The sequence below is a fragment of the Brachybacterium paraconglomeratum genome, assembly GCF_003994255.1.
In the GTDB taxonomy this organism is placed as follows: Bacteria; Actinomycetota; Actinomycetes; order Actinomycetales; family Dermabacteraceae; genus Brachybacterium; species Brachybacterium conglomeratum.
The window spans coordinates 141,335-164,920 of the sequence record NZ_ML133859.1; the positions used below are offsets into that span (position 1 = coordinate 141,335).

Sequence of the window (23,586 nt, forward strand, 5' to 3'; positions counted from 1 at the left end):
GTCCCTGCGGCCCGCGGGGTCGAGTGACGCTCCAGGGTCCCTGCGGCCCGCGGGGTCGAGTGACGCTCTAGAGCCGCCGCTCCTCACCGCTCGGGCCGTCGTCGGGCGCGCCTCCCGGCTCATCGGCTCGTCCTGACGCCGCACCCCTGTCCGATGCTGCGCCCTGGTCCGACGACTCAGCTCGTCCTGACAGGCCCTCCAACCCCGATGTGACATCGGGCCCCGACAGGCCCTCCAGCCCCGAGGTGCCGTCGGGCCCCGACGAGCCCTCCCGGCCCGACGCCCCGCCTCGTCCCGAGGATCCGCTCCGGCCCGATGGCCCCCGCAGCGGCGTCGGCCCGGTCTCCCGCACTGCGCCGGAGTGTCCGGTCCAGCGCACCCGGTGCCCGGGCAGGGCGGGGTTCTCGACCCGTTCGACGCGGGCGGCGAGCTGCTCCTTCTTGTTGCAGTGTGCGCAGGCGCCCTGTCCGTTGTCGAGGCTGGTGGGGCCTCCGCGGGAGACGGGGACGATGTGGTCGTACTGGCGGATCTGCGCGTTGCAGAACGGTCCGCGGCAGGTGGTGTCGCGCCGGCTGAGGAAGCGTCGCATCGCGGGAGGGAAGGGCCGCGAGGCGGCGTCCATCGTGATGAGCTCGTCGGCTGTGGGATGGGAGTAGAGGCGTCGCAGCGTCGCCCGCACGTCCTCGCCGTCGGGGCCGAAGGGATCGCGCTCCCCCGCAGCGGGCGGAGTCGTGCAGGCCAGGAGCTGCTCGCGCACCGCCTCGGCCGGCACGGCGCCGTAGCCCTCGAGGTGGGCGACGTCGCCCGCGTCCGGAGAGAACAGGGAACGGTCGGTGATGATCACGCCGACCTCGAGAGTGACCGGCGGCGCCCCCTCCTCGGGGCGCAGCACCGCATCGACCAGCGCGTCCGCCATCACGGCGGAGTGGCCGCTGCGGTCCCCCGCGGCGCGTCGGCGCTCCGCCTCGCGGCTGAGGCGGCGGCGGATCTGCTGGGCGTCGAGAGCGGAGAGCCGCGCCGTGAGGGTCGCCATCCCGTGCTGGCCGGGGGTCATCGTGACGTGGCGGTCCCTGCGCGCCCGGCGGTGGCGCAGCGCCGCACCCTCCGGGTCGAGCTCCCCGGCGACGGTCGCGACCGCGTCCCGCCACCTGCGGGTGCCCGCGCCGTCGAGCTCGGGGAGCCGCTCGCCGAGGATCCGATCGACCTCGCGGGCGAGGTCCGGCTCCAGCACGGCGGAGGCGTCGGCGACGGCGTAGGCGGCGTCCCCTCCGATCTGCCCCGCGGCCAGCGCGGACATGATCCGCGGGAGGGTCGCGACGAGACGCCGGGCGGAGGCGAGGGTGCGGCCGGCCATGTGCGGGGATCGGCGGGTGATCAGGGAGATGTCGGTGACGGTCGAGCCGTCGGCCTCCTTCTCGATGCGGCTGCGCGAGGGGGTGGCGGCATCCTCGTGGGCGGCATCGTCGCGCGCCTGCTCCCAGCGCTCGCGGCGCGTGGTCTCCTGCAGGGCGATCACGGCGCGGGCCTCGAGGGAGTCGAGCGCCCCGCGGGAGGCCTGGATCGCGCCGAGCAGGTCGGAGAACTCTCGGCGCGCCCGGCCCTCGGTCGTGAACAGCTCTGCGGGGTCGCCGGCGAGCCCCTGGAGGAGGAACGCCAGGTCACCGAGGTGTTGGGCGAGGCCGACGGGGTCCGTGCGGCGCAGCGCGGCGAGGGTCTCCTCGGGGGCGTCCTCCCCCGAGGAGCCCGGGAACCACGGTGCGCTCGTCATGCCTCCATGCTTCCGGCGCCGGTGCCGGAGGGCCAGGCAGGGGCCGGAGATGGGGACGGCGGGGCGGTGTGGAGGAACGGTCGGCGGTAGGGGCGCAGACGAGAGCGGGGTGAGGAGTGGAGCAACGGTCCAGCGCCCAGGCGACGCCGGCCTCGCCCACCGCCCAGCCCCGGGTCCCACAATGGAGGCATGACGACTCTCGCAGACTTCACCGCCACCACCCTCTCCGGCACCGAGCACGACCTCGGCGAGCATCTCGGCTCGGTCGTGCTCGTGGTCAACACCGCCAGCAAGTGCGGGCTCACCCCGCAGTACGAGGGGCTGCAGGCCCTCCACGAGCGCTTCGCCGACCGCGGGCTCACCGTGCTGGGCTTCCCCTGCGACCAGTTCAACAACCAGGAGCCCGGCACCGACGACGAGATCTCCGAGTTCTGCCAGGTCAACTACGGCGTCACCTTCCCGATGTTCTCGAAGATCGAGGTCAACGGCGAGGGCGCGCACCCGCTGTACCAGTGGCTGACCGCCGAGCACGAGCTCGAGGGCGGGCTGAAGATCCCCGCCGGCGACATCGAGTGGAACTTCGGCAAGTTCCTGCTGGACCGGGACGGGCAGGTCCTGCGTCGCTGGACGCCCCAGACCACTCCCGAGGAGATCGCGGCCGACATCGAAGCCGCGCTCGGCGCCTGAGCGGCCGACGGCCGGCCGGGGTGCCGACCCCGAGGGCTCCGGGCACCACGGCTCCGGGCGCGACGACTCAGTGCGTGACGACCTCGGGCGCGGACCCGACGGCCTCGCCCCGAGGCCGTCGGCCCGGCGCCGCCGGGCTCACCCGGGCAGCGACCACCCGTCGGCGACGACGGCGTCCCGGTCCTCGGGCCGATCGGTGTCCACGAGCACCTGTCTCCGGTCCAGGACCCGCAGCCGCCCCACCCAGGCTCCGAGGCCGCGTGTGGAGCCGTCGGTGGTCAGGGCGAGCCGCACCTGCACCTCGCCCGAGAGCGGACCCGACGTGTCCACCAGCGGGAACGTCCCCGTCCATGCCACGCGCCGGCCCCAGCCGGTGATCGTCCCGTCGGGGATCTCGACCGGCTCCTGGTGGCGGGCGGTGAGGCGGCCCGGCAGGGGCGTCCAGCTCTCTCCCGCGTCGGCCGAGACCTCGAGGACCAGCAGGTCGTAGGCGGTCTCGAGGTGCGCGAACAGCTCCGCCTCGAGCACGGGCTCGCGGCCGGGCAGGTCCGCGGAGATCTCCAGGGTCGCCGTGGCGGCGTCACGGTCCCCGGCGCGCCAGCCTGACCGCACGCTCTCGGGGACGACCCCGAGCGCATGGGCCACGCAGGTGGAGACCTCGCGACGGGTGACCGAGGTGGTGGACCACTCGCGGGTGGGGTGCACCGAGTTCGTCAGCAGCACCACGACCGTCGCCGTGAGCGGGTCGATGACCAGCGAGGTGCCGGTGAAACCGGTGTGCACGCCGCTGTACGGGCTGGTCAGGCCTGCGTGGTAGAACCAGGCCTCGAGCTCGGGGCCGAGGCCGCGCCGCGCGCCGCCGACGCCGGTGATCCCGGCGATGCGGTCGGTGAACATCGACTCGACGGTGTCGGGCTGGAGGATGCGGGCCCCGCCGTAGATCCCGCCGTGCAGGAACATCTGCGCGAACACGGCGAGGTCGCGGGCGGTGGAGAACACCCCGGCATGCCCGGCGACGCCGCCGAGGGAGTAGGCGTTCTCGTCGTGGACGTGCCCGTGGACGAGCCTGCCGTAGTACTCCACGTACTCGGTCGCGGCGATGCGGTCCTTCAGCTCCGCGGGCGGGTTGTACATCGTCTCGTCCATCCCGAGCGGGCCGGTGATGTGCTCGCGCACGTACGCGTCGAGGCTCGTCCCGGAGAGCTTCTCGACGATGAGCGCGAGCGTGATCAGGCCCAGGTCGGAGTAGACGTACTTCGTGCCGGGCGGGGTGCTCGGCGCGACGGTGAGCACCGCGTCGATCCGCGAGGGGATGTCCGGGAAGGCGGAGTAGAGGTTGATGAAGGCGGGCAGTCCGCCGACATGGGTGAGCAGGTGCTGGACCGTGACCTCGCCCTTCCCGTTCTCGGCGAAGCGCGGGAGGTGGTCGGCGACGCGGTCCTCGAGCGACAGCAGCCCCGCCTCGACGTGCTGCATGACGGCGGTGGCGGTGAAGATCTTCGAGATCGAGGCGAGGTCGTAGATCGTGTCGGTGCGCGTCGGGATCCGCTCCGCCTCGGGCAGCTCGGTGCTCGCGTCCTGCCAGCGCAGCGCGTACCCGTCGGCGTGCTCGTAGGCGATGCCGCGCTGCGAGGCGACCAGGAGCGTGGCGCCGGAGAAGCGGGGCGGGTCGTTGTCGAGGCCGGCGCGGAGGATGCCGGGCAGCTGGGCGAGCACGTCGGCGTCCAGGCCGACGTCGGCGGGCTCGACCTCCTCGAGCGTCTTCGAGGAGCCGCGCCGGTTCCAGGGGTGGGGGTGGGGTCCGCCGGGCCGCCATCCGGGAGCGGAGGCGGCGGCCTGCTTCTCGGGGCGCTCCTTGCGCGGCGAGGGATCGCCCATGGCGTGGGCGGCGGTGGTGAGGCCGACGGCTCCGGTGCAGGCGGCGAGCGCCCCGGCGGTGAGGCCGACGCGACGGGTGATGCCGGGCTGATCGGTGCGGGGCTGATCGGTGCCGTTCTGGTCGGTGCCGGGCTGGTCCATGGGGCTCCTTCGCATCGGGTCCGTCGCGCGGCCGGGGGCGTCCTCGATGACGCCGCACCTCCGTCTCCGCTGGTCGGACCGGGAGGCACACAGGCTCCGCTCCCCCTGGTCGGGAGCCTGGCGCACCGCCGACCAACCTATCCCCGGCCCTGGCGTGTGGCAACCGCCACACGCCGGGTGCGGGGGCACGGGCTCGTCGTCGGCTCCGCAGGTCAGCGACCGCCGACGGGGTCGCTCCCCCGCTGGGCCGCCCGCACCTCGCGCAGGCCGAGCGCCAGCAGGACGATCGAAGCCGCCCTCAGCCCCGCCACCACCAGGTCCCCGAGGATCTCGAGGATTCGGGCGACGAGCACGACGCCGTCGGGGAATCGGTCCAGGTCACCGGAGACGTCGATGCCGAAGAGCAGACCGAGCAGGACCGGGGCGATGGCGAGCACCCCGCCGATCCAGAGCCGGCTCCCGCGACGGGCATGCACGATCACGATGATCGACAGCACCAGCGCCGCGACCCAGAGGGCCAGGCTTCCGAGCGCCAGAAGTGCAACGACGGCCCCGAACGTGGCCCGACCGCCGGGGTCGGCCAGCAGCCCGGTCCACGTCTCGAGGGGCCGACCCGCCATGAGCAGCTCCAGGAGCAGGCGCACGAGGCCGCTGAGCACCATCACGGCCATCACCGCGATCAGGGCGTACGCCGTGCGGACCGGAGGTTCGGACAGCGCGGGCGGGACCGGTCCGCGCGGCGGCCACGACTCGCTGCCGGGCGGAGGCACCGGTGCAGGACCGCCCGGACTCCACCCGCCCGCTCCCGGCCCGTAGGCCCGGTGGCCTTGGGCTTCCGGGCCGACCGGCCCCGGCCAGCCCGGTCCCGGCCCCTGGGCGCCCGACGCTCCCGGCCCTGGCGGGGGAGCTCCCGGCTCGTAGGCCTGGTGCCCGTCGCCGCTCGTGCTCGGATCCGTCATCGTCTCCCCCGCCCCCGGTTCGCGGTCACCGAACCCTCAGTTCCTCTCCAGCGCGAGCACGGGCACGCAGGCGGGGCTGAAGCCCAGCACCTGCCCGTAGAAGGACAGCGACGACTCGATCGCCGTCACGATCGTCTCCGCCTTCCGGAAGCCGTGCTGCTCGCCCTCGAACAGCAGATACGCGTGCGGGATGCCCTTGGCGGCGAGCGCGTCGCGGAAGGCCTCGGACTGGCTGGGCGGGACGATCCGGTCCTCGTCGCCCTGCAGCAGCAGCACCGGCACCTCGAGCTCGTCGACGTGGCTGAGCGGGGCGCGCTCGACGTACAGGTCCCGCCGCTCGGGATAGGGGCCGACGAGCCCGTCGATGTAGCGGGACTCGAAGTCGTGGGTGTCCAGGCGGAACTGCTCGAGCTCGGCGACGCCGAAGCTGGAGACCCCGGCCGCGAAGGCGTCCGTGCGGGTCAGGCACGCCAGCGTGGTCCAGCCGCCGGCGCTTCCGCCCTCGATCGCGAGCCGCTCCCCGTCGGCGATCCCCTCGGCGACCAGGTGCTCCATCACCGCGACGGTGTCGGCGACGTCGACCACGCCCCACTGGCCCTTGAGCCGGTCGCGGTAGGCACGGCCGTAGCCGCTGGAGCCGCCGTAGTTCACGACCACCACGCCGAGCCCGCGGGAGGTGTAGTAGGCGACGGGCAGCGAGAGCACCGGCGGGACGTGCGCGGTGGGACCGCCGTGGACCTGCGCGATGAACGGCGGCAGCTCGCCCTCGCGCCCGGCGAGGCCTTCCTGACGAGGACGGTGCACGATCGCGTGGACCACTCCGCCGTCCGCCAGCGGCACCTCGATGCTCTCCGCCTCCGGCAGGAGACCGGGGTCGGGGGCGTCGTCGCGGGAGGAGCGCAGCAGGGTGAGCGGGGAGAGGGACGGCGCGGCCGACGGAGCTCGTCCGGCCGCCGGAGCACCGCCGGTCGAGGCGGCCGCGGGCGCGGCGTCGGACGGGTCGGCCGACGGATCGGCCTGCGCGATCTCTTCCTCGAGCCGCAGCTCGGCGAGGTGGATCGCGCCGAACGCCGTCGGGGAGGCGCCGGCGAGGACGAGCAGCCCGTCCTCGCGTCGCTGCATGCCGCCGACCTCGGTGAGCGGGCAGTCCAGCGGGGCGAGCTCGCCGGTGCTGATCCGCAGCACGGACAGCGAGGTCGCGGCGCGGCCGTGCTGGACGAGGGCCCGGTCGGCGTCGAGCACCTGGTACCAGGTGGTGCCGAGCGCCCACATCGGTCCCGCGAACTCCTCCTCGCGCTCGAGGACCTGGCGGGCGCCGTCGGCCGACGACCACGTCCAGGGGTTCCACCAGCCGGTCACGTCGGAGAGGTACAGGAGGCGCTCGTCGTCGAGCCATTCGGGCTGGAGCACCGAGACGTCGGTGCCGCCGGCGATGATCTCGCCCTCCCCGGCGCTGCCGTCGAGCAGCGGTGCGACGTGCAGCTCGGTGCCGTCCCAGGGCATCTGCGGGTGCTCCCAGCTGATCCAGGCCAGGTGCGTGCCGTCGGGGCTGAGGCGCGGGTGGGCGACGAAGCGGGAGGCGGGGGTGATGCGGCGCAGGGCGGCGGGATCCTCCGCGGCGGAGCCGTCCAGCGGCACGGCGACGATGCTGCGCTCGATGTGCGGGGCGCCGTCGACGTCGATGGGCAGGGTGACCTCGGCATCGGGGTGCGGGGCGCCCCCGTCAGGGCTCGAGCCGTCGGCCCCGGCGGTGCGGCCGACGAGGCCGGCGTGATCCTCGCACACCCACCACACCTCGGTCGTGCCGTCCGCGAGGGTGACGACGGTGGGGTCCGCCCAGCGCAGCGAGGGCCCGTGCGCGGACTCGACCTCGGGGCCGACGGGGGTGAGCGGACGGGGCTGCTCCCCCTCGCGCAGCGCGTGGACGCGCTGGTCGGCGAAGTTCACGAAGACGACCAGCGGCCCCTGCCCGTCCGGGCCCGGTGCGGGGACGACGCTCCAGCTCGACCCGCCGTACTCGTGCACGCGCGAGCGGGCGTTGAAGGGGGCGGGCAGGACGGTGACACGGTCGGCCGGCACGGACGGGGCGGGCGGCCCCTCGGCACCCCCGGCCGGCGGGAGCGCGACGGGACCCGCGGTGCGGACGATCGCCTGGCGGCCGCCCTCGGTCGCGATCCCCTCGGTCCACCACACCTCCCGGCCGACGAGGCGCGGCGAGCCCAGGCGGGTGCCGCCGGTCGCGAGGAGGTCGGCGGTCAGGGGCGAGGGCCAGGAGCCGTACGGGAGAGTCGTCACCATGGGACCAGCGTAGGCAGAACGCGGCTCCGACAGGACGACACTTCGCGGACGGGAGCTGTCCGCCCGACGGCGAAGGATCGAGGCATGGACACCACGCTCTTCACCCCGACCTCTCGCCTCACCGGCGGCTACGGCAGCCTCAACTCCTTCGCGATCGTGAAGGGCCCGGACGGGGCCCGCGGCTTCCACTCCTTCCTCGCCGCCGTGTTCGACGCGGTCGAGACCCCCGAGGCGCATGCCGTGGACACCGACGGGCTCCTGATCCATTCCGAGTCGCGGATCGGCGACTCCTGCCTGATGGTCGTCGATTCGAAGCCGGACTGGCCCTTCACCCCCGCGATGCTGCAGGTCAACGTCGAGGACCCGGAGGAGGTGCTGCGCCGCGCCCGGGAGCGGGGCGCTCGCGTCATCACCGAGGTCTCGCCGTTCTACGGCTCGACGATCGCGAGGTTCCAGGACCCGTGGCACAACATCTGGTGGCTGTTCGGCCCGGCCGACGAGGACGCGCCGGAGCTCGAGTGGGATCCGGAGGTCGCGGCCGAGGAGGGCGAGAGCGAGGTGCATGCGAGCATCTGCCGGGCGATGGAGGGGCTCGTCGCTCCCGGGGAGAGCTGACGGGGTCGGGCGCTCAGGCGCTCAGGCGCTCAGGCGCTCAGGCGCTCAGGCGCTCAGGCCAGGATCGTGCCCTCGACGGTGAGCACCGTCGACCCACCGACCCACAGCGTCCCGTCGCCCGCCTGTTCGAGGTGGACCCGGCCCTCGCGGCCGAGCGCCGTGCCCTGCGCGGCGGTCCAGCGCTCGGGCGCCTCTCCGCGAGCGACGAGCCACTGGCCGATCCCGGCGTTGAGGCTGCCGGTGACCGGGTCCTCCACGCCGACGGGCGCGAAGGCCCGCACCTCGTAGAGCGGCGCGGCGTCCGGATCGGGGGACGCATCGCCCAGCGCGTCCCGCTGCCCGCTCCCCCGGCGCCCGATCACGCCGACCTTCCGGTTCCCGAGCGCGGCCACGTCGGGCTCGAGGGAGAGCACCTGCTCGGCGTCCTCGAGCTCGAGCACCTGCCAGCCCGGGCCGTTGTCCGCCCAGGTGTGGCCGCGCACGGCGGCGCGCGGGATGCCGAGGGCCGCGGCGATGCGGCCCACCTCGTCCTCGGCGAGCGGGCCCTCACGAAGCAGCGGCGGGGCGGCGAAGGCGAGGCGCTCCCCCGCCGGCTCCTCGCTCCGCCGCACGTCGGACGGCCCCGCCGTGTCGAGCCACCGCACGTCGTCCAGCCCCGCGTCATGCCCCACCTCGCTCCGCCGCACCTCGACCAGGCCGATCGCGCACTCCTGCACGATCCGCTCGCCCGACGGGACGCCGCCCGCGTGCAGCCAGGCCCGGGCGGTGCCGAGAGTGGGGTGGCCGGCGAAGGGCAGCTCGCCCGAGGGAGTCCAGATCCGCACCCGGTAGTCGGCCTCCGCCATGGTGGGCGGCAGCAGGAAGGTGGTCTCGGAGAGGTTCGTCCACTGCGCGATGCGCTGCATGTCCTCGTCGGCCAAGTCCTCCGCCTCGAGCACCACGGCGAGGGGATTGCCGCGCTGGGGCGCCTCGGCGAAGACGTCGAGCTGGAGGAACGGGCGGCGGCGAGGCGGGGCGGGCGCGACGGTCATGGGCCCCATCCTTCCCCGGTCGACCCTCTGCACGCCGCCGGAACGGGCCCTGTCCTGCCGAGGCGGCACGACATGGCTGCGCGTCTCCCTCACCACGAACTGCGCAGCACCCGCAGCACGTCTTCGAGCGAGAGGCCCTCGTCGCGCGCGGCGGTCGCCAGATGGCGCGCCGCCTGCGCGACGGCCGAGGAGACCGGGGCCGCGTCGTCGCTGACCCGAGTGCCCGAGCCCACCCGGGTCACCAGGAGGCCGTCCGCCTCCAGCGAGTGGTAGGCCTTCGCCACGGTGCCGGGGGCGACGGCGAGGTCGGCGGCGAGCTGACGGACCGAGGGCAGGCGCTCGCCCCGGCCCAGCCGGCCCGTGGTGATCAGGCCGCTGATCTGATCGTGGATCTGCCGGGCGGGGCTCCCGCCCTCGGGGCTCAGGGCGAGGATCACGACGGGACCGCGCTGCGTCGCGAGCGGGAGACGGACGGCGCGGGCACGGCGGTCAGGGCCGTGAACACCCACAGCGCACAGCCCGCGCAGGCGGCCACCGCCCCGAGCACGTCGAGCGCGCCCGAGAGGGCGGCGAACGGCGTGCTGATCGAGAACTGCCCACGATCCCCGCCGGAGAAGGTGCCGGAGAGCCGCGAGGTGTTCGCCAGCGAGGTCAGGATCGTGCCGAGGTGCAGCAGCAGCGCCCCGAGCGCGACCCGCGCCACGTTCGCGCTGCGCCGCCGACGCTTCGCCGTGTCGGCGGGCTCCGCCTCGGCCAGCGGCGGGCGCGCGATCCTGGACAGGGCCCACCAGGTGGCCGCACCCAGCGGCATCAGCAGCACCAGCGGGAGGGCGGAGTGGTGCCATCCGTAGATGCCCGTGCCGAGCGTGCCCGAGCCGACGTGGACCACGTAACGGGTGTACTCGCCGTCCTCGTCCGGCCGGGAGGCAGTGCCTGCGGCGAGCGTGAGCACGAGAACGAGCACGAGGGTGAGGAGGAGAGCGGAGAGCCAGCGGACCTCGAGGAAGGAGCGCCAGGTGCGGGGCGCGAGCGTCGCCCCCGCGGACGGCGCGCGGTGCGGGCGGACGGCGCCCAGCGCGATCAGGGCGGCCAGCCCGAGCACCAGCGGCAGCGCGTAGCGGGCCCCGAAGACGGCTGACCAGACCTCCCGGGGCGCCTCGACCCACAGCGGCATCGCCCCGAGCACGGAGCAGGCCGCCAGGAGCACCACGGCCCCGCCGGCCGCCGCCGCCGTCATGGCACGACCTGCCTCCAGCGCAGGGAGCCCGCGACGGCGCACCGCCCACGCGAGCGCACCGAGCACGATCCCGGCCAGGTGTCGCCAGAGCAGCATCCACAACAGCGTCCAGGTCATGCCAAACCTCCGCGGTGTACCAGTGCAGTGACACACACCGTATCAGCCGTTTGATACACCTGGGGTGCCGCGCGCGCCGCTGCCGTCCCCGGACTGCTCGCTCAGCGCTCCTCGCTGTGCGGCTCCTGCTCCCCCTCGCCCGGCGCCCGGGCGAGGTCCTGCGGGGCGGTGCGCGGGTCCACGGGCGAGCCGGAGAGGTAGGCGGCGCGCGCCAGCACGTTCGAGGCGATGGAGGAGACGATGATCAGCGCCAGCACGGTGAGCAGCGTCTTCACCAGCACGACGGGGTCCAGGCCGCTGGTGCGGGTGTGCTGCAGGAAGGCGCCGATCACGATCATCGGCAGACCCAGGCCGGTGGCCGGGGAGAGCACGTTGATGCGGCTGAACGAATCACGGGCGTGGAACATCGACAGCGCGGCGGTGAGCATCCAGAACGCGCCGCCGATCAGCAGCACGCCGATCAGCACGGTGAGGGCGAGGTCGAGCACGGGGTTCATCGGCGCCCCTTCGTGAGGATGCGGGCCAGGGCCACGGTGGCGAGGATCCCCAGCACGGAGGCGATCAGCGCGGCGTCCACCGCCGCGGCGGAGGAGTTCACCAGGCCGATCAGCACCAGCACCCCGATGCCGGAGAAGAACACCAGATCGCCCACCACGGCGCGGCTCGCCGGATCCGGGGCGGTGGCCACCCGGAAGAGGCCCACCAGGATCGCGGCGCCCAGCAGCACCACGGCGGTCCACAGGATGATGGTCATCGCTCGTCCTCCTCCTGCTCGCGGGACTGCTCGTGCGAGGACCCGCCCGGCCCGGCGTGCCCGCCGGGACCCGTGCGGTGGCCCGCGGCGCGGATCCGACGCACGGCGCGCCCGTCCGCGAAGCGCTCGTCGACCGCACTGCGCGACCGGCGCGGGAGCAGCGCCGCCTCGGCCCCGCCCGGCCCGCGGGAGGCGCGCAGCAGGCGCTGCTCCATCTCGCGCAGGTCCTCGACCACCTGCTCGCGCGACGCGGCGAACAGCACGTGCACGAACAGGCTCGGGCCCTCCTCGAGGGTGCCGTGGGCGGTGCCCACCACCAGCGTGCCCGGGGTGATCGTGATCGAGGAGGCCATCGCGATGATCTCCAGGTCCGTGGTGGCCCGCAGCGGGTACTCCACGATCGCGGGCGAGCTGCGGGTGCGCGGGCTGTACACCCCGGCGGCCACCGCGAAGGAGCCCTTCACGATCTCGCCGAGAATCCACAGCACGTAGGTGAACGTGTACCAGGCGCGCATCAGCCGATCACCGCCTCGACGTAGGCCTCGACATCCAGCAGGTCCGTGGCGGCCACGTCGATGCTGGGCAGCACGACGCCGATCCCCGCGAACAGCGCCATCGACAGCGCGATCATGGCCGCGCCCGGGGCCAGCAGCCGCCGCGGCACCCGCACCTCGTCGGGCAGCGGCTGCTCCTCGCCGCGGCCCGTGGTCGGATCGTCCGGCCGGTAGGTGATCATGTCCTCACCCCAGGCCAATCTGCGCCACACCCGCTGCAGGCCCAGCAGCGAGCCCACGGAGGCGACCACCACCGCACACAGCGCCGCCCAGCCCAGCACGGCGTCCCCGCCGGTGATCTGCTGGGAGGAGGCCTGCAGCAGGCCCACCTTGCCCCACAGGCCGGAGGTGGGCGGCAGGCCCACCAGGCTGAACATGCCCAGCGCCATCACGGCCATCACCCACGGCTCACGCCGGGCCAGGCCGCTGAGGCGGTCCAGGCGGCCCGAGCCGTAGGTGTGCTCGAGCGCGCCGGTGGTGAGCAGCAGGGAGGACATCGAGATCACGTGGTGGACCAGGTAGAGGATGCCCGCGGTCACCGAGAGCTGGGTGAGCAGCACCAGGCCCAGCAGGATGTGGCCCACGCCGGTGACCATCTGATGGCCCATCGCGGTGCGCACCCGGGTGGCCGCGGCGGTGGAGAACGCTCCCACCAGGATCGTGGCCAGCACCAGCACCGCGAACACGGTGAGGAACGGGAGCTCGTCGCCGAAGGCGACCGCGACGATGCGGTAGATCGCGTACAGCGCCACCTTGGTGTGCAGGGCGGAGAACAGCGCCATGATCCCGGCCGACGTCGCGGGGTAGGCGCGCGGAAGCCAGGAATGCACCGGCACCATGCCGCCCTTGACGGCCAGGGCCAGCAGCACGACGACCAGGGCCGCGGCGGTGACCTGGTCCTCGCCGCCGGCACCGGCCAGCGCGGCGAGGTTCACCGTGTCGGCGGTGCCGTACACGAACCCCACACCGATCAGCAGCACCGTCGAGGTGAGCAGGTTGACCAGCACGAACAGTCGGCCGATGCCGAGGCGACGCCAGGTGCCCGTCAGCGCGATCAGCGCGTAGGAGGGCATCAGCATCACCTCCACCCACACGAACAGGTTGAACAGGTCGCCGGTGAGCAGCGCGCCGTTCACGCCGGCGCTCAGCAGCAGCACCAGCGGCGGCACGAAACGGTACCGCGCCTCCCCCGTGAGCACGAGGAACACGCTGGCGGCGAGCGTGGACAGCGCCGTCACCAGCAGCATCACGGCGCTGAGGGTGTCGGAGACGAAGGGGATCGCCAGCACGTCGGAGAAGCCGCCGACGGCGTGGGAGAGCACAGGCACGGTGCGGTGGAAGGCCAGCAGCCACAGCGCGCCGAGCGCCACCAGCAGCGGGGCGCCCAGCATCACCGCGACCTCCACGGGGCGGCGACGCACCACCACCAGCGCGGCGGCGCCCAGCAGGGGCACCACCACGAACAGCGGCAGCAGGGCGGGGTTCACGGCGGGGATCATCAGTCGTGGGTCTCCCCGGTGTCGGGATAGGCGGTCATGTCGTCGTCCCGGCCGATCACCGCGAGGGTGAGCATGAAGATCGTGACCGCCATCGTGATCACGATCGCGGTGAGCACGAACGCCTGGGGCAGCGGATCGGCCATCTCGGCGCGGGAGGAGAGGTCGGTGAGCGGCTCGGCCCGCCAGCCGGGCACGCCGGTGGCCAGCAGGGCGAAGTTCGCGGCGTGGCTGATCAGGGTCATCCCGAACACGGCGCGCACCATGCTGCGCTGCAGCAGCAGGTACACACCGCCGGTCACGAGCACGGCCACGGTCAGGGCGAGGATCATCGGCGTCCGGCCTCCCTCGGCTTCGTTCCGGCGGTCAGGTGCGCGGTGCCCACCCCGACGCGTCGGCGGCGCGCGGGCTCGCCGCGGGTGGTGTCCAGCGGGCCGGGAAGCTCGCCCTCCACCGCCTCGTCGGTGCGCTCACGGGTGCCCTCGCCGGACTTCTCACCCGTGGTGGCGCCGGCCCCCAGCAGGTTCACGGCCACCATCACCAGGCCCAGCACCGCCAGGTACACGCCCAGGTCGAAGATCATCGAGGTGGAGACGTGCTGGCCCAGCAGGTAGCCGTGCAGCGGCTCGAGGAAGCCCTCGTGGAGGAAGCCCAGCACGCCGGAGCCGAGCGCCACCAGCACGCCCCCGCCGATCAGCATCAGCGGCAGGCGCGGCGGGCCGATCTGGCGGTCCCGCGAGGTGGACAGGTACAGCAGCGCCACGATCGCGGAGCCCACCAGGGCGGCGATGAAGCCGCCGCCGGGGGCGTTGTGGCCGCGCAGGAACAGCATCAGCGACAGCAGCGCGAGGACCGGGCCCACCACGCGCACCATCAGCTGCAGCGCGGCGGCGTTGCCCCAGGCCGAGGAGATGGCCCGGTGCGCGGAGGTGCCCTCCTCGCGCAGGTGCGGGGCCTCGACCTGCTCGTCGGCGCGGGCGGGGTCGATGAACATGTGACGCACGCTGGAGAGCACGGCCACGATCGCCACGCCCGCCATGCCCAGCACGGAGAGCTCGCCGAGCGTGTCCAGCGCACGGAACTCCACCAGGATCACATTGACGATGTTGTGGCCGCCGGTGATCTCCTCGGCATTGTCGATGTAATACTCGGCGACCTCGCTGCGGCCGCGCCGGCCCATGAACGCGAACACGCCGGCGCCGGCGGCCAGACCCACCGGGACCGCGACCAGCAGCGCGCCCAGCCGGCGGGAGCGGCGCGGGGCGCCGTCCCGCTCCGGGGCCTCGAAGCGCTGCGGCAGCCGCTGCAGCACCAGCATGATCACGATGATCGTCAGCGACTCCACCAGCAGCTGGGTGAGGGCGACGTCCGGGGCGCCCAGCGCCAGGATCTGCACGGTGGCGAGGATGCCCACCGCGGAGAGCGCCACCGCCGCACCCAGCCGGTCCCGCCGCGTGCACACCACGATCACGGCGACGGTGACCAGCACCAGCAGGATCACGTCGATGCCGCGGTTCATGCCCTGCTGCAGCGGCGCGAGGTCCCCCCACAGCACAGCGAGGGAGCCCAGCACCACCGCGGCGAAGGCCAGCAGGATCGCGCCCAGGTGGCGCATCGGGTCGTCGGAGGCGATGGGGCGCACCAGCACCGCCGCGACGCGCTCGGCAAGGCGGTCCACCGCCGTGAGCACGCGGGCGCCGTCCACGGGGAAGGGCCGCGCCTCCAGGGCGGGCAGCACCCGCTCCCGCGCCAGCGCGATCAGGGTGCCCAGCGCGATGATGGCGGCGGTGAGGCCCAGCTCCGGGGTGATCCCGTGCCAGAAGGCCAGGTGGGGGTGGAACTCGCCGCCCAGGGCGGCGTCCATCGCGCGGCCGACGGGGGTGTCCAGCACCCCCACCACCAGCGCGAGCGGCAGGCCCACCAGGATCGGCAGCGCGGCCGGGCCCAGGAACAGCAGGCCGGGGGCGTGGGCGTCCTCGGCGCGCACCAGCGCGCCGGTGGCGTCATGCGCGCCGGGGGCCGACGGCGCCCGCTCCCCGTCCACGCGGGCCAGGAGCTCCTCGTCACGACCGTCCACGAAGGCGCCCAGCACGATCTTCGCGCAGTAGGCGAAAGTCAGCACGCTGGCGCCGGCGATGCCGAGCGCCACCGCCCAGGGAGCCCAGGCAGGGCCGCCGGTCTCGAGCGCGCCGGTGAGCAGCGACTCCTTGGAGACGAAGCCGAGCATCGGCGGCAGGCCCGCCATCGACATGCAGCCCAGCACGGTCACCGCGAAGGAGCCGGGCATCGTGCGCCACAGCGCCGGCATGCGCCGCAGCTCGCGGGTGTGCACGGCGTGGTCCACCACGCCCACCATCATGAACAGCCCGGACTTGAACAGGGCGTGCGCGATGGTGTGCAGCACGGCGGCGAGGATCGCGTACTCGGTGCCCACGCCGATGAGGGCGACGATCAGGCCCAGCTGGCTCACCGTCGAATAGGCCATCAGCTTCTTCAGATCGCCCTGCTGCAGGGCCAGGAACCCACCCACGAACGCGGTGATCAGGCCCGCCACGATCAGCAGCACGTTCCAGGCGGGCACGTCGTGGAAGGCGGGGCTGAAGCGCAGCAGCAGGAAGATGCCGGCCTTCACCACGGCGGCGGCGTGCAGGTAGGCGGAGACCGGCGTGATCGCGGCCATCGCATCCGGCAGCCACACGTGGAACGGGAACTGGGCGGACTTCGTGCACGCCGCGACCGCGACCAGGAGGGCGACCAGCGTGGTGAACGCCGGGTCCTGCTGCCAGATCCCGTCGGCCAGCACCTCGCTGAGGGAGGTGGTGCCCAGGCGCAGCACCATCAGCGTGACGGCGCTGAGCAGGGCCAGGCCACCCAGGAAGGTGATCAGCAGGGTGCGCATCGAGGCGGCCTGCCCAGCCGCGCCCGAGCGGGCGATCAGCAGGAACGACGCGATCGAGGTGAGCTCCCAGGCGATGAACAGCAGCACCAGGTCGTCGGCGAGCACCAGGGTCACCATCGACAGGGTGAACAGCGCCATCACCAGGGAGAAGCTGAGATTGCGGCCCACTGGGAGGTATCGCGCCGAGTAGGCGAGCACCACCGCGCCGATCACCAGCGCGATCATCGAGAAGACGATGCCGATCCCGTCGGCCCGCAGCGCGAGCTCCACGCCCCACTGCGGCGCCCACGGGACGGCGAAGGTGGTGGCCGGGTCACCGGCCCCGCCCGCCATCACGGCGGCGGCGGCGGGCAGCAGCGCCGCGGCGGCGGCCAGGTAGAGGGCGGCGAGAACCCAGCAGGCCGCGCGGCCCATCAGCCGGTCCAGCACCGGGGTGACGGCGACGGTCGCGGCGAGGAGCAGCAGGGTCCACAGCACTGACACCGTCAGCACCCCGGACGTGCGTGGGCGGCGGCGTCACAGCGGGTCATGGCGGGGAGTCTAGCGAAGCGGACTGAGGGCTCCAACGCGCCGCCACCTCTCCGGCCGGGCGGGCTCCTCGCGCGCGCGTGCGAGAGAAACTCGTCTCCGCCCCGGCCGCGCGCCGCGGGCGAGGACGGAATCCGGTGAGCAGGCTCACAGCGAGGCCGCGGGGTAGGGCGGCCGACGGGCCGGGCGCGGGGCTGTCGGGCAGGGCGCGGGCCGTCGGATCCGGTGCGGCCCCGCCGGCCGCCGTTCCCGAGCGCACGCGGGCACCACGAGGGCCCCGCACGACGCGAGGGTTCTCGCGGGGCGCGCGGGGCCGTTCAGGCGTGGTGCGGGGCCGACGTCGCAGCGACGCCGACCCCGCCCCGGCGGAGCACCGGATCAGCGGCAGATCAGTGCGAGATCAGGGCCAGATCAGCACGGGGTCAGCCGCGCTGGGGCAGCACCTGCACGACCGTGGGCTTCGGGCCCTGGCCGTCGTAGTCCGGGAAGTAGGAGCGCTGGGCGCCGAACTCGCCGTCCTCGCCCGGGTGCTGCACGGACACGAAGGCCGAGCGGTCCTCGTCGCGGATGATCGGGCCGCAGGTCTCGCCGTCGATCGGGACGGAGAGGAACTGCTCGACACGGCCGCGGGCCTCGCCCTCCAGGGTGACGCGGAACAGGCCGTCGTTGTAGCCGATGCCGGAGGGGGCGCCGTCGGTGGAGATCCAGAGGTTGCCCACCGAGTCGAAGGCGAGGTTGTCCGGGCAGGAGATCGGGGAGACCTTCTCGACCGGGAAGCCGGAGAAGTAGGTCTGATCGCCCTGTGCGGGGTCGCCGGCCACCAGCAGCAGATTCCATGCGAAGGCGGTGGAGGTCTGGTCGCCCTGCTCGTCGATCTCCACGACGTGGCCGTCGCGGTTCTGGGAGCGGGGGTTGGCCTCGTCGGCCGCGGCCTTGCCGGCGGTGCCGCGATCGGAGTTGTTCGTGCAGGCCACGTACACGCGGCGGCTGTGCAGCGAGGGCTCGACGTCCTCGCAGCGGTCCATCTTGGTGGGGCCGACGGCGTCCGCCGCGAGGCGGGTGTGCACGAGGACCTCCTCGACGGTGAAGCCGGGGACCTGGGACTCGCCGTCGACCACGAGCGGCAGCCACTCGCCGGTGCCGTCGAAGGCGCCGTCGGAGGGGACCTCGCCGGAGCCGTCGATCTCGGCGGCGGGCGAGTTGCCGGTGAACCTCGCGACGTAGAGGTCGCCGTTCTCCAGCAGGGTCAGGTTGTGCTCGCGATCGCCCTCGACGTAGCGGTCGCGGGAGACGAACTTGTACAGGTAGTCGAACTTCTCGTCGTCGCCGGAGTAGGCGACCGCGCGGCCGTCCTCGGCGATGATGATGTTCGCGCCCTCGTGCTTGAAGCGGCCCAGCGAGGTGTGCTTGCGGGGGGTGGAGGTCGGGTCGAAGGGGTCGACCTCGACGATGTAGCCGAAGCGGTTGACCTCGTTCTCGTAGCCCTCGTTGCGGGCGTCGTAGCGGTCGTGGGCGTTCTCCCAGCCCCGAGCGGTGGCGGCATCGCGCAGGCCGTATCGCTTCTCCGCGTCGGAGGTGCCGGCGGAGCGGAAGTAGCCGTGGAAGTTCTCCTCACCGGAGACGAGGGTGCCCCACGGGGTGAGGCCGCCGGCGCAGTTGCCGAGGGTGCCCAGGACCGTGCGGCCCTCGGGGTCCTCGACGGTCCTGACCAGGTCGGAGCCGGCGGCGGGGCCGGTCAGCGCGAACTCGTCGTCCAGCAGGATGCGACGGTTCAGCTCCGCGCCCTGCACGTACCGGTAGGGGAAGTTCTTGTTCTTGCGCTCGAGCTCGACGACGGTGAGGCCGTGGGCGGCGCGGCCGATCTCGATCGCCTCCTCGGCGTCGGTGTCGGCCGGCAGCATGATGTTCTCGTTGGTGTACTCGTGGTTCACGAACATCACCGCGCGCTTGCCGGCGGTGCCCGGGATCTCCTGGATCTCGGTGTAGTCGTTGTTGTAGCCGAACTGGCGCTTCTGCGCCTCGGCGCTCTGGGCGTTCCAGTCGAACTCGGGCGCGTCGTCGAACAGCGGGTCGCCCCAGCGGATGATCGGGTGCCAGGCGAAGCCCCGGGGCACGGTGAACTCGTCGACGGCCGCGTCGACCGGCTCGATCGGCGTGAAGGTGAGCTTGGTGCCGTTCGGGGGACGGTGGCCGGCGCCGCCCTTGCCGTTGCCCTGCCCCTTGCCCTTCCCGTTCCCGGGATCGGCGAGCGCGCCCTGCGTGCCGGCCAGGCCGATCGCGAGCGCCGCGGTGGAGCCGCCGATCACCGCACGACGGGACAGCGCGCCGGAGGCGATGTCGCGGAAGGTCGGGTTGTCCGAGTGGTTGCATTGGCCGAAGGCGCACTGGCTGGCGCACTTGAGCTGGCAGGTCACCGCGGAGCGCTTGCCGCGCACCGCGTCCTTCATGAGCAGGGGCAGGTCGATCAGAGCCATGGATGACGTCCTTCACTGGTGTACTCGTCTCCCCGCGCATCACGATGCGCAGGACCAGATGACGGTGCGTCACGAAGGTGAGTCGCTCCCGGCATGCGGGGAACGGGCAGATGAACACCGGGCGAAGGGAATCCACCGAGCCCGGAGGAATCGGACGGCCGCGGCGCGGCTGCCCCGGACGCACGACAGCGGCGGTGCCGCGCGGGGCACCGCCGCCGTCTCCCGGGCGAGGAGCAGGGCCGACGGGCCCGCTCAGGGTCTCCTCAGAACCTCGTCGGCGCGACGAAGCCCTCGGGCTTGACCATCACCACCGGCACGGGCGACTCGATCGCGACCCGCTGTGAGGTCGAGCCCAGGAGGATCTTGCCGATCGGGGTGCGCTTGCGGATGCCGAGGATCACGAGGTCGACGTCGTCGTGCTCGACGGCGTCGAGGATGTCGTCGGCCGGATCGTCGCGCTTGGGGACCGTGCGCAGCTCGAAGCCGAGCCCGGTCTCCTCCAGGCGCTCCTGGAGGGGGCGCTGGTCGGTGACGCCGCGCGCCTTGCGCGGGTCGGGGGCGCGCTCGGAGGCGAGCACGAGCAGCGAGGCGTCACGGCGCTCGGCCTCCTCGACCGCGAAGTCGAACGCGGCCTCGCTGGTGGCGCTGGGGACGTAGGCCAGCAGGATCTTCGACATGGGTTCTCCCTCGGGGTGCGGGTCTCAGGGAACGGGGCGGGACGGCAGGCCGACGGCGGGGTCAGTCCTTGCCGAGGTCGTCGGGGCGGCGGAAGCGGGTGCGGCGGGCTCTCACCGCGCTGTTGTAGAACCAGGTGATCACGTACAGCAGGAGCCCGACCACGAGCAGCCCGCCGCCGATCACGTAGTTCTCCCGCGGCTGCGCGATCGGCGAGACCAGCGCGAAGGCCAGCACGGTGGAGAAGACGATGCCGGCCCACGGGGTGCGCTGCTTCTGCAGCACGCCGCGCAGGAAGCCCGGCAGCACGCCCTGCTTCGCCATGCCGTAGAGCAGGCGGGAGGCCATCATCATGTTGATCAGCACCGTGTTCGCGACCGCGAAGATCGAGATGAACGCGAAGATCGTGTCGATCGGGATCGTCGGGGCGCCCTCCTTGACCACCTCGAGCAGCGGGGTGGTCGACTCGGTGAGCTGGCCGATCGGGACCACCGCGACGGCGAGGATCGAGATCAGCACGTAGATCACGCCCGTGACCGACAGACCCGCGATGAGGGCGCGGGGGAAGTTCTTGACCGGGTCCACGGTCTCCTCGGCCATGTTCACCGAGTCCTCGAAGCCGACCATCGAGAAGAACGCGAGCGCGGTCGCGCCGATCACGGCCATGAAGATGCTCTTGTCGTCCTGGGTCTCGAACAGGACCACGCGCGAGAGGTCCGCCTCGCCCTGGCCGACGGCGAAGAAGCCGACGACGATCACGAGCGCCAGACCGGTCAGCTCGATGCAGGTCAGGACCACGTTCGCCTTGACCGACTCGGAGACTCCGCGCAGGTTGATCAGGGCCACCAGGGCCAGGAACACCAGCGCGATGGTGGTGGCGACGGCTCCGGCGGAGTCGCCGAGCGGCTCCTCGAGCGCGAAGGCCTTCAGCACGTTCTCCGAGAGGAAGATCGCGCTGGTGGAGGCCGAGGTGATGCCGGAGGAGAGGACCGCGAAGGTGACCATGAAGGTCAGGAAGTGGATGCCGAAGGCCTTGTGGACGTAGAGGGCGGCGCCCGCGGCCTGCGGGTACTTCGTGACCATCTCGACGTAGGACAGGGCCGACACCATCGCGACGGCGAAGGCGATGAGGATCGGCAGCCAGCCGGCGCCGCCGACCTCGCCGGCGACCTTGCCGGTCAGCGAGTAGACGCCGGTGCCGAGGATGTCGCCGACGATGAACAGCAGCAGGAGCTTGGGCGTGATCGCCTTCTTGAGCTCGGGCTGGTCAGCGCCGTGATCGGTGCCGACGGAGCCGGGGTCGCCGGCGTTCGCCGGGGCGGTCTCGTGGGACTCGCTCATGGGGATTCCTCCCGGGGAAGACAGGGACAGGAGCCGTCGCCGGAGCCTGTGCGGGGCGCGACATGGCGCCCGACGCGGAACGGTCGACCGGACGGCGGTGCACGCACTCTACTCCGCGGTGACCGTCCTCACAGCGTCGGCGCCGTCGCCCGTCCCTCCTCGGCGCCCCGGCCGGGGTCGTCGTCCCTGTCGTCGTCCGTGTCGTCGGCCGTGCCGTCCGTGGACCCGGCGGCCGCGGGCCCTCCCCCGCCCTCGATCGTCCCGTCGCCGCGGCCGTCGGCCGCGCGCTCCTCCCCGCCCTCGACCGCCCCGTCGTCGTCCTCCTCCGCGGTGCGCTCGCGGGGGTCCAGGCGCAGGGTCTGAACCCACTGGCGGGAGGCGTCGGAGCTGATCGCCATCACGCCGAGCGCGGAGGCGCCGGCGCCCACCAGCAGCGAGTGGGCGACGTCCCCGGTCATCGAGGTCGCCACGGCCAGGCGGGCGAAGGCGTCGGCCGTGAACAGCGCCATCAGCGCGATCCGAGCCCAGCGGCTGCGGCGCAGCACCCCGATCTGGAGCAGCAGCAGCGCGACGGCGAACGCGGTGGCGCCCCAGATCGTGCCCTGCTCGGGCAGGATCAGCGACGCGTCGGGGAAGCGCTCGGTGAGGTCGACACCGGAGCCGAGCGTGAACCACTGGATCGCCACGATCGCCGCCTGCAGCAGCGCGAGGAAGCCGGTGAAGATCACCGAGGGCGGCGGGAGGTGGTGGTCCGCGGCGCGGGCGAGCACCTCGTGGAAGTCCCCGACCGTGCCGTGCCACTGCGCGGTCAGCTCGTCGGCCACCTCGGTGCGGCGCCCGCCGAAGCGGGTCGCGCTCAGCGCCGTCTGCGTCGCCGCGCGGGCCCGGGACTTCATCACCGAGCTGCCGGTGGGACGATGACGCGGCAGCATGATCGCGCTCGCCCCGTCGGAGCGGGAGGCCGCGCCGGTCACGTCGATGACCGGCAGGTCGCCGTCGGTGCGGAACCGGTCGCCCTGCCCGTTGCGGTCGTGGTACGAGGTGGAGAACTCCTCGATGACCTCGACCTCCACCTCCGGATCCGCGAAGCGGACCGTGTCCACGAGGTAGTCCCGCTCGACGTCGATGTTCTCGTCGATGCGGTGGGTGATCTGCAGGGTGAAGAAGGAGAAGCCGACGGCACGATCGTAGGTGCCCGCCGCGAGCCAGTCCGAGCGGTACCCGCCCGGCAGCACGAAGTCGGGCGGCATCCGCCAGAAGCGCACGTGATGGCGCTTGTCCGTGGTGCCGCCGACCTCCTGCTGATAGGTGAAGTCGTGGCGTCGCCCCATCAGGTACAGGTCCGAGACGGGGGCCGACGGGTAGGAGCGTCGCAGCAGCGTCGAGCGCACCATCGACCAGGCCGAGGAGAGTGTCCGCTCCTCCGCCAGCACCCAGCCGGCCCGCCGCATCGCCACGTGGAGGTCCCGCTCGGGGCCGTCCAGGGCGATGTTGATCGGGTCCGAGAGCACGCCCTCGGTGGTGCGGGTGCGGCCGAAGAAGTAGTCCGGCAGGTAGATCCAGGTCATCAGCTGGTGCAGTCGCGGCAGCGTGATGTAGGTGAGCAGGATCCAGAAGCCCAGCAGATACAGCAGCCGCACCGGCGTCAGGGAGAAGCCCTCGACCAGGTACAGCAGCGCGAGCCAGATCGCGACGACCACGCCCGCGGCGATGAAGAGGTTGTCCAGCAGCGCGTAGAGCTCGAAACGTCGGCCGCGCGGGGTGTGCCCGCGGGAGTGGTCGTAGCCCGGCGGCTCCGCGGGCACCGGACGGCCCAGCGGCACCAGTCGGGCGGACCGCGCCGGGGTCACCTCCGGCGTCCCGTGCTCGGCGACGTCATGCCGCCATCGTAGAGGGACGGGCTGGGAGGGCCGCGGGCCGGTTCGTCGGCCTCCGGTCGCGGGCTGGCCGGGCGGCCCAGGACGTCCGACTACGCATCGAGTGGTGCGTATGGACCGCCATGAACTCGGCCGCTTCAGTCGGTGAGTGCGACTGTGGTGATCAGTTCGTCGAGTGTCTCACTGGGGGTGGCGCCGTCGAGGATGACTCGGGGTCTTGCGTTGAGCATGTCCTGAACGGTGCGGAGTTCGTCGTC

General features: G+C 73.1%; 19 protein-coding genes. 2 read left to right on the top strand and 17 right to left on the bottom strand.

Annotated elements, in window-relative coordinates; genetic code table 11:
* Window positions 1–67: 67 nt before the first annotated feature.
* Window positions 68–1,768 (bottom strand): HNH endonuclease, encoded by a 1,701-nt coding sequence (locus tag DS079_RS13685; protein WP_126988410.1) that lies wholly within the window; start codon window positions 1,766–1,768, stop codon window positions 68–70.
* 189 nt (window positions 1,769–1,957) lie between these two features.
* On the opposite strand from DS079_RS13685, the gene DS079_RS13690 reads away from it, so the two are divergent.
* Window positions 1,958–2,455: a glutathione peroxidase gene (locus DS079_RS13690; protein WP_126988411.1), complete on the top strand. Its 498-nt coding sequence runs from the start codon at window positions 1,958–1,960 to the stop codon at window positions 2,453–2,455.
* A 138-nt stretch (window positions 2,456–2,593) separates the two neighbouring features.
* Here DS079_RS13690 and DS079_RS13695 read toward each other — a convergent pair whose 3' ends face one another.
* The 3 genes from DS079_RS13695 to DS079_RS13705 form a co-directional block, all read right to left on the bottom strand.
* The gene (locus DS079_RS13695) at window positions 2,594–4,474 is read right to left on the bottom strand and encodes a serine hydrolase domain-containing protein (protein ID WP_126988412.1); all 1,881 of its coding nucleotides are present in this window, start codon (window positions 4,472–4,474) and stop codon (window positions 2,594–2,596) included.
* 212 nt (window positions 4,475–4,686) lie between these two features.
* Window positions 4,687–5,145 carry a hypothetical protein gene (locus tag DS079_RS13700; RefSeq protein ID WP_126988413.1) on the bottom strand — a complete coding sequence of 153 codons (459 nt, stop codon included), beginning with the start codon at window positions 5,143–5,145 and terminating at the stop codon, window positions 4,687–4,689.
* Between the two features lie 324 nt (window positions 5,146–5,469).
* Window positions 5,470–7,731, bottom strand: coding sequence for a S9 family peptidase (locus DS079_RS13705; RefSeq protein WP_126988414.1), 2,262 nt, complete (start codon window positions 7,729–7,731; stop codon window positions 5,470–5,472).
* A gap of 84 nt (window positions 7,732–7,815) precedes the next feature.
* On the opposite strand from DS079_RS13705, the gene DS079_RS13710 reads away from it, so the two are divergent.
* Window positions 7,816–8,346: a VOC family protein gene (locus DS079_RS13710; protein ID WP_206516173.1), complete on the top strand. Its 531-nt coding sequence runs from the start codon at window positions 7,816–7,818 to the stop codon at window positions 8,344–8,346.
* Window positions 8,347–8,399: 53 nt separating this feature from the next.
* On the opposite strand, the gene DS079_RS13715 is transcribed toward DS079_RS13710, so the two are convergent.
* From DS079_RS13715 to DS079_RS13775, 13 genes are all read right to left on the bottom strand, one after another.
* Complete coding sequence (locus DS079_RS13715; RefSeq protein WP_126988415.1) at window positions 8,400–9,377, bottom strand: PhzF family phenazine biosynthesis protein; 978 nt, start codon at window positions 9,375–9,377, stop codon at window positions 8,400–8,402.
* Between the two features lie 89 nt (window positions 9,378–9,466).
* Window positions 9,467–9,814, bottom strand: a complete 348-nt coding sequence (locus tag DS079_RS13720) for a GntR family transcriptional regulator (RefSeq protein ID WP_126988416.1) — start codon at window positions 9,812–9,814, stop codon at window positions 9,467–9,469.
* Window positions 9,811–10,731, bottom strand: a complete 921-nt coding sequence (locus DS079_RS13725) for a hypothetical protein (RefSeq protein ID WP_126988417.1) — start codon at window positions 10,729–10,731, stop codon at window positions 9,811–9,813. Before DS079_RS13725 ends, DS079_RS13720 begins: the two co-directional genes overlap by 4 nt.
* A gap of 101 nt (window positions 10,732–10,832) precedes the next feature.
* Window positions 10,833–11,228: a cation:proton antiporter gene (locus DS079_RS13730; RefSeq protein WP_010552319.1), complete on the bottom strand. Its 396-nt coding sequence runs from the start codon at window positions 11,226–11,228 to the stop codon at window positions 10,833–10,835.
* Complete coding sequence (locus DS079_RS13735; RefSeq protein ID WP_010552320.1) at window positions 11,225–11,485, bottom strand: monovalent cation/H+ antiporter complex subunit F; 261 nt, start codon at window positions 11,483–11,485, stop codon at window positions 11,225–11,227. The genes DS079_RS13730 and DS079_RS13735 overlap by 4 nt, the downstream gene beginning before the upstream one ends.
* A complete protein-coding gene (locus tag DS079_RS13740) occupies window positions 11,482–12,000 on the bottom strand; it encodes a Na+/H+ antiporter subunit E (protein ID WP_010552321.1) in 519 nt (172 codons plus the stop codon). Before DS079_RS13740 ends, DS079_RS13735 begins: the two co-directional genes overlap by 4 nt.
* Window positions 12,000–13,538 (bottom strand): proton-conducting transporter transmembrane domain-containing protein, encoded by a 1,539-nt coding sequence (locus DS079_RS13745; protein ID WP_126988418.1) that lies wholly within the window; start codon window positions 13,536–13,538, stop codon window positions 12,000–12,002. The genes DS079_RS13740 and DS079_RS13745 overlap by 1 nt, the downstream gene beginning before the upstream one ends.
* Complete coding sequence (locus DS079_RS13750; RefSeq protein ID WP_010552323.1) at window positions 13,538–13,867, bottom strand: sodium:proton antiporter; 330 nt, start codon at window positions 13,865–13,867, stop codon at window positions 13,538–13,540. Before DS079_RS13750 ends, DS079_RS13745 begins: the two co-directional genes overlap by 1 nt.
* Complete coding sequence (locus tag DS079_RS13755; RefSeq protein ID WP_126988419.1) at window positions 13,864–16,926, bottom strand: DUF4040 family protein; 3,063 nt, start codon at window positions 16,924–16,926, stop codon at window positions 13,864–13,866. The genes DS079_RS13750 and DS079_RS13755 overlap by 4 nt, the downstream gene beginning before the upstream one ends.
* Before the next feature lie 458 nt (window positions 16,927–17,384).
* A complete protein-coding gene (locus tag DS079_RS13760; RefSeq protein WP_126988420.1) occupies window positions 17,385–19,436 on the bottom strand; it encodes a PhoX family protein in 2,052 nt (683 codons plus the stop codon).
* 263 nt (window positions 19,437–19,699) lie between these two features.
* On the bottom strand, window positions 19,700–20,113 hold the full coding sequence (locus DS079_RS13765; RefSeq protein ID WP_126988421.1) for a universal stress protein: 414 nt from the start codon (window positions 20,111–20,113) through the stop codon (window positions 19,700–19,702).
* 61 nt (window positions 20,114–20,174) lie between these two features.
* Window positions 20,175–21,452: an APC family permease gene (locus DS079_RS13770; protein WP_126988422.1), complete on the bottom strand. Its 1,278-nt coding sequence runs from the start codon at window positions 21,450–21,452 to the stop codon at window positions 20,175–20,177.
* A gap of 128 nt (window positions 21,453–21,580) precedes the next feature.
* On the bottom strand, window positions 21,581–23,302 hold the full coding sequence (locus tag DS079_RS13775; protein ID WP_126988423.1) for an LssY C-terminal domain-containing protein: 1,722 nt from the start codon (window positions 23,300–23,302) through the stop codon (window positions 21,581–21,583).
* Window positions 23,303–23,586: the final 284 nt, after the last annotated feature.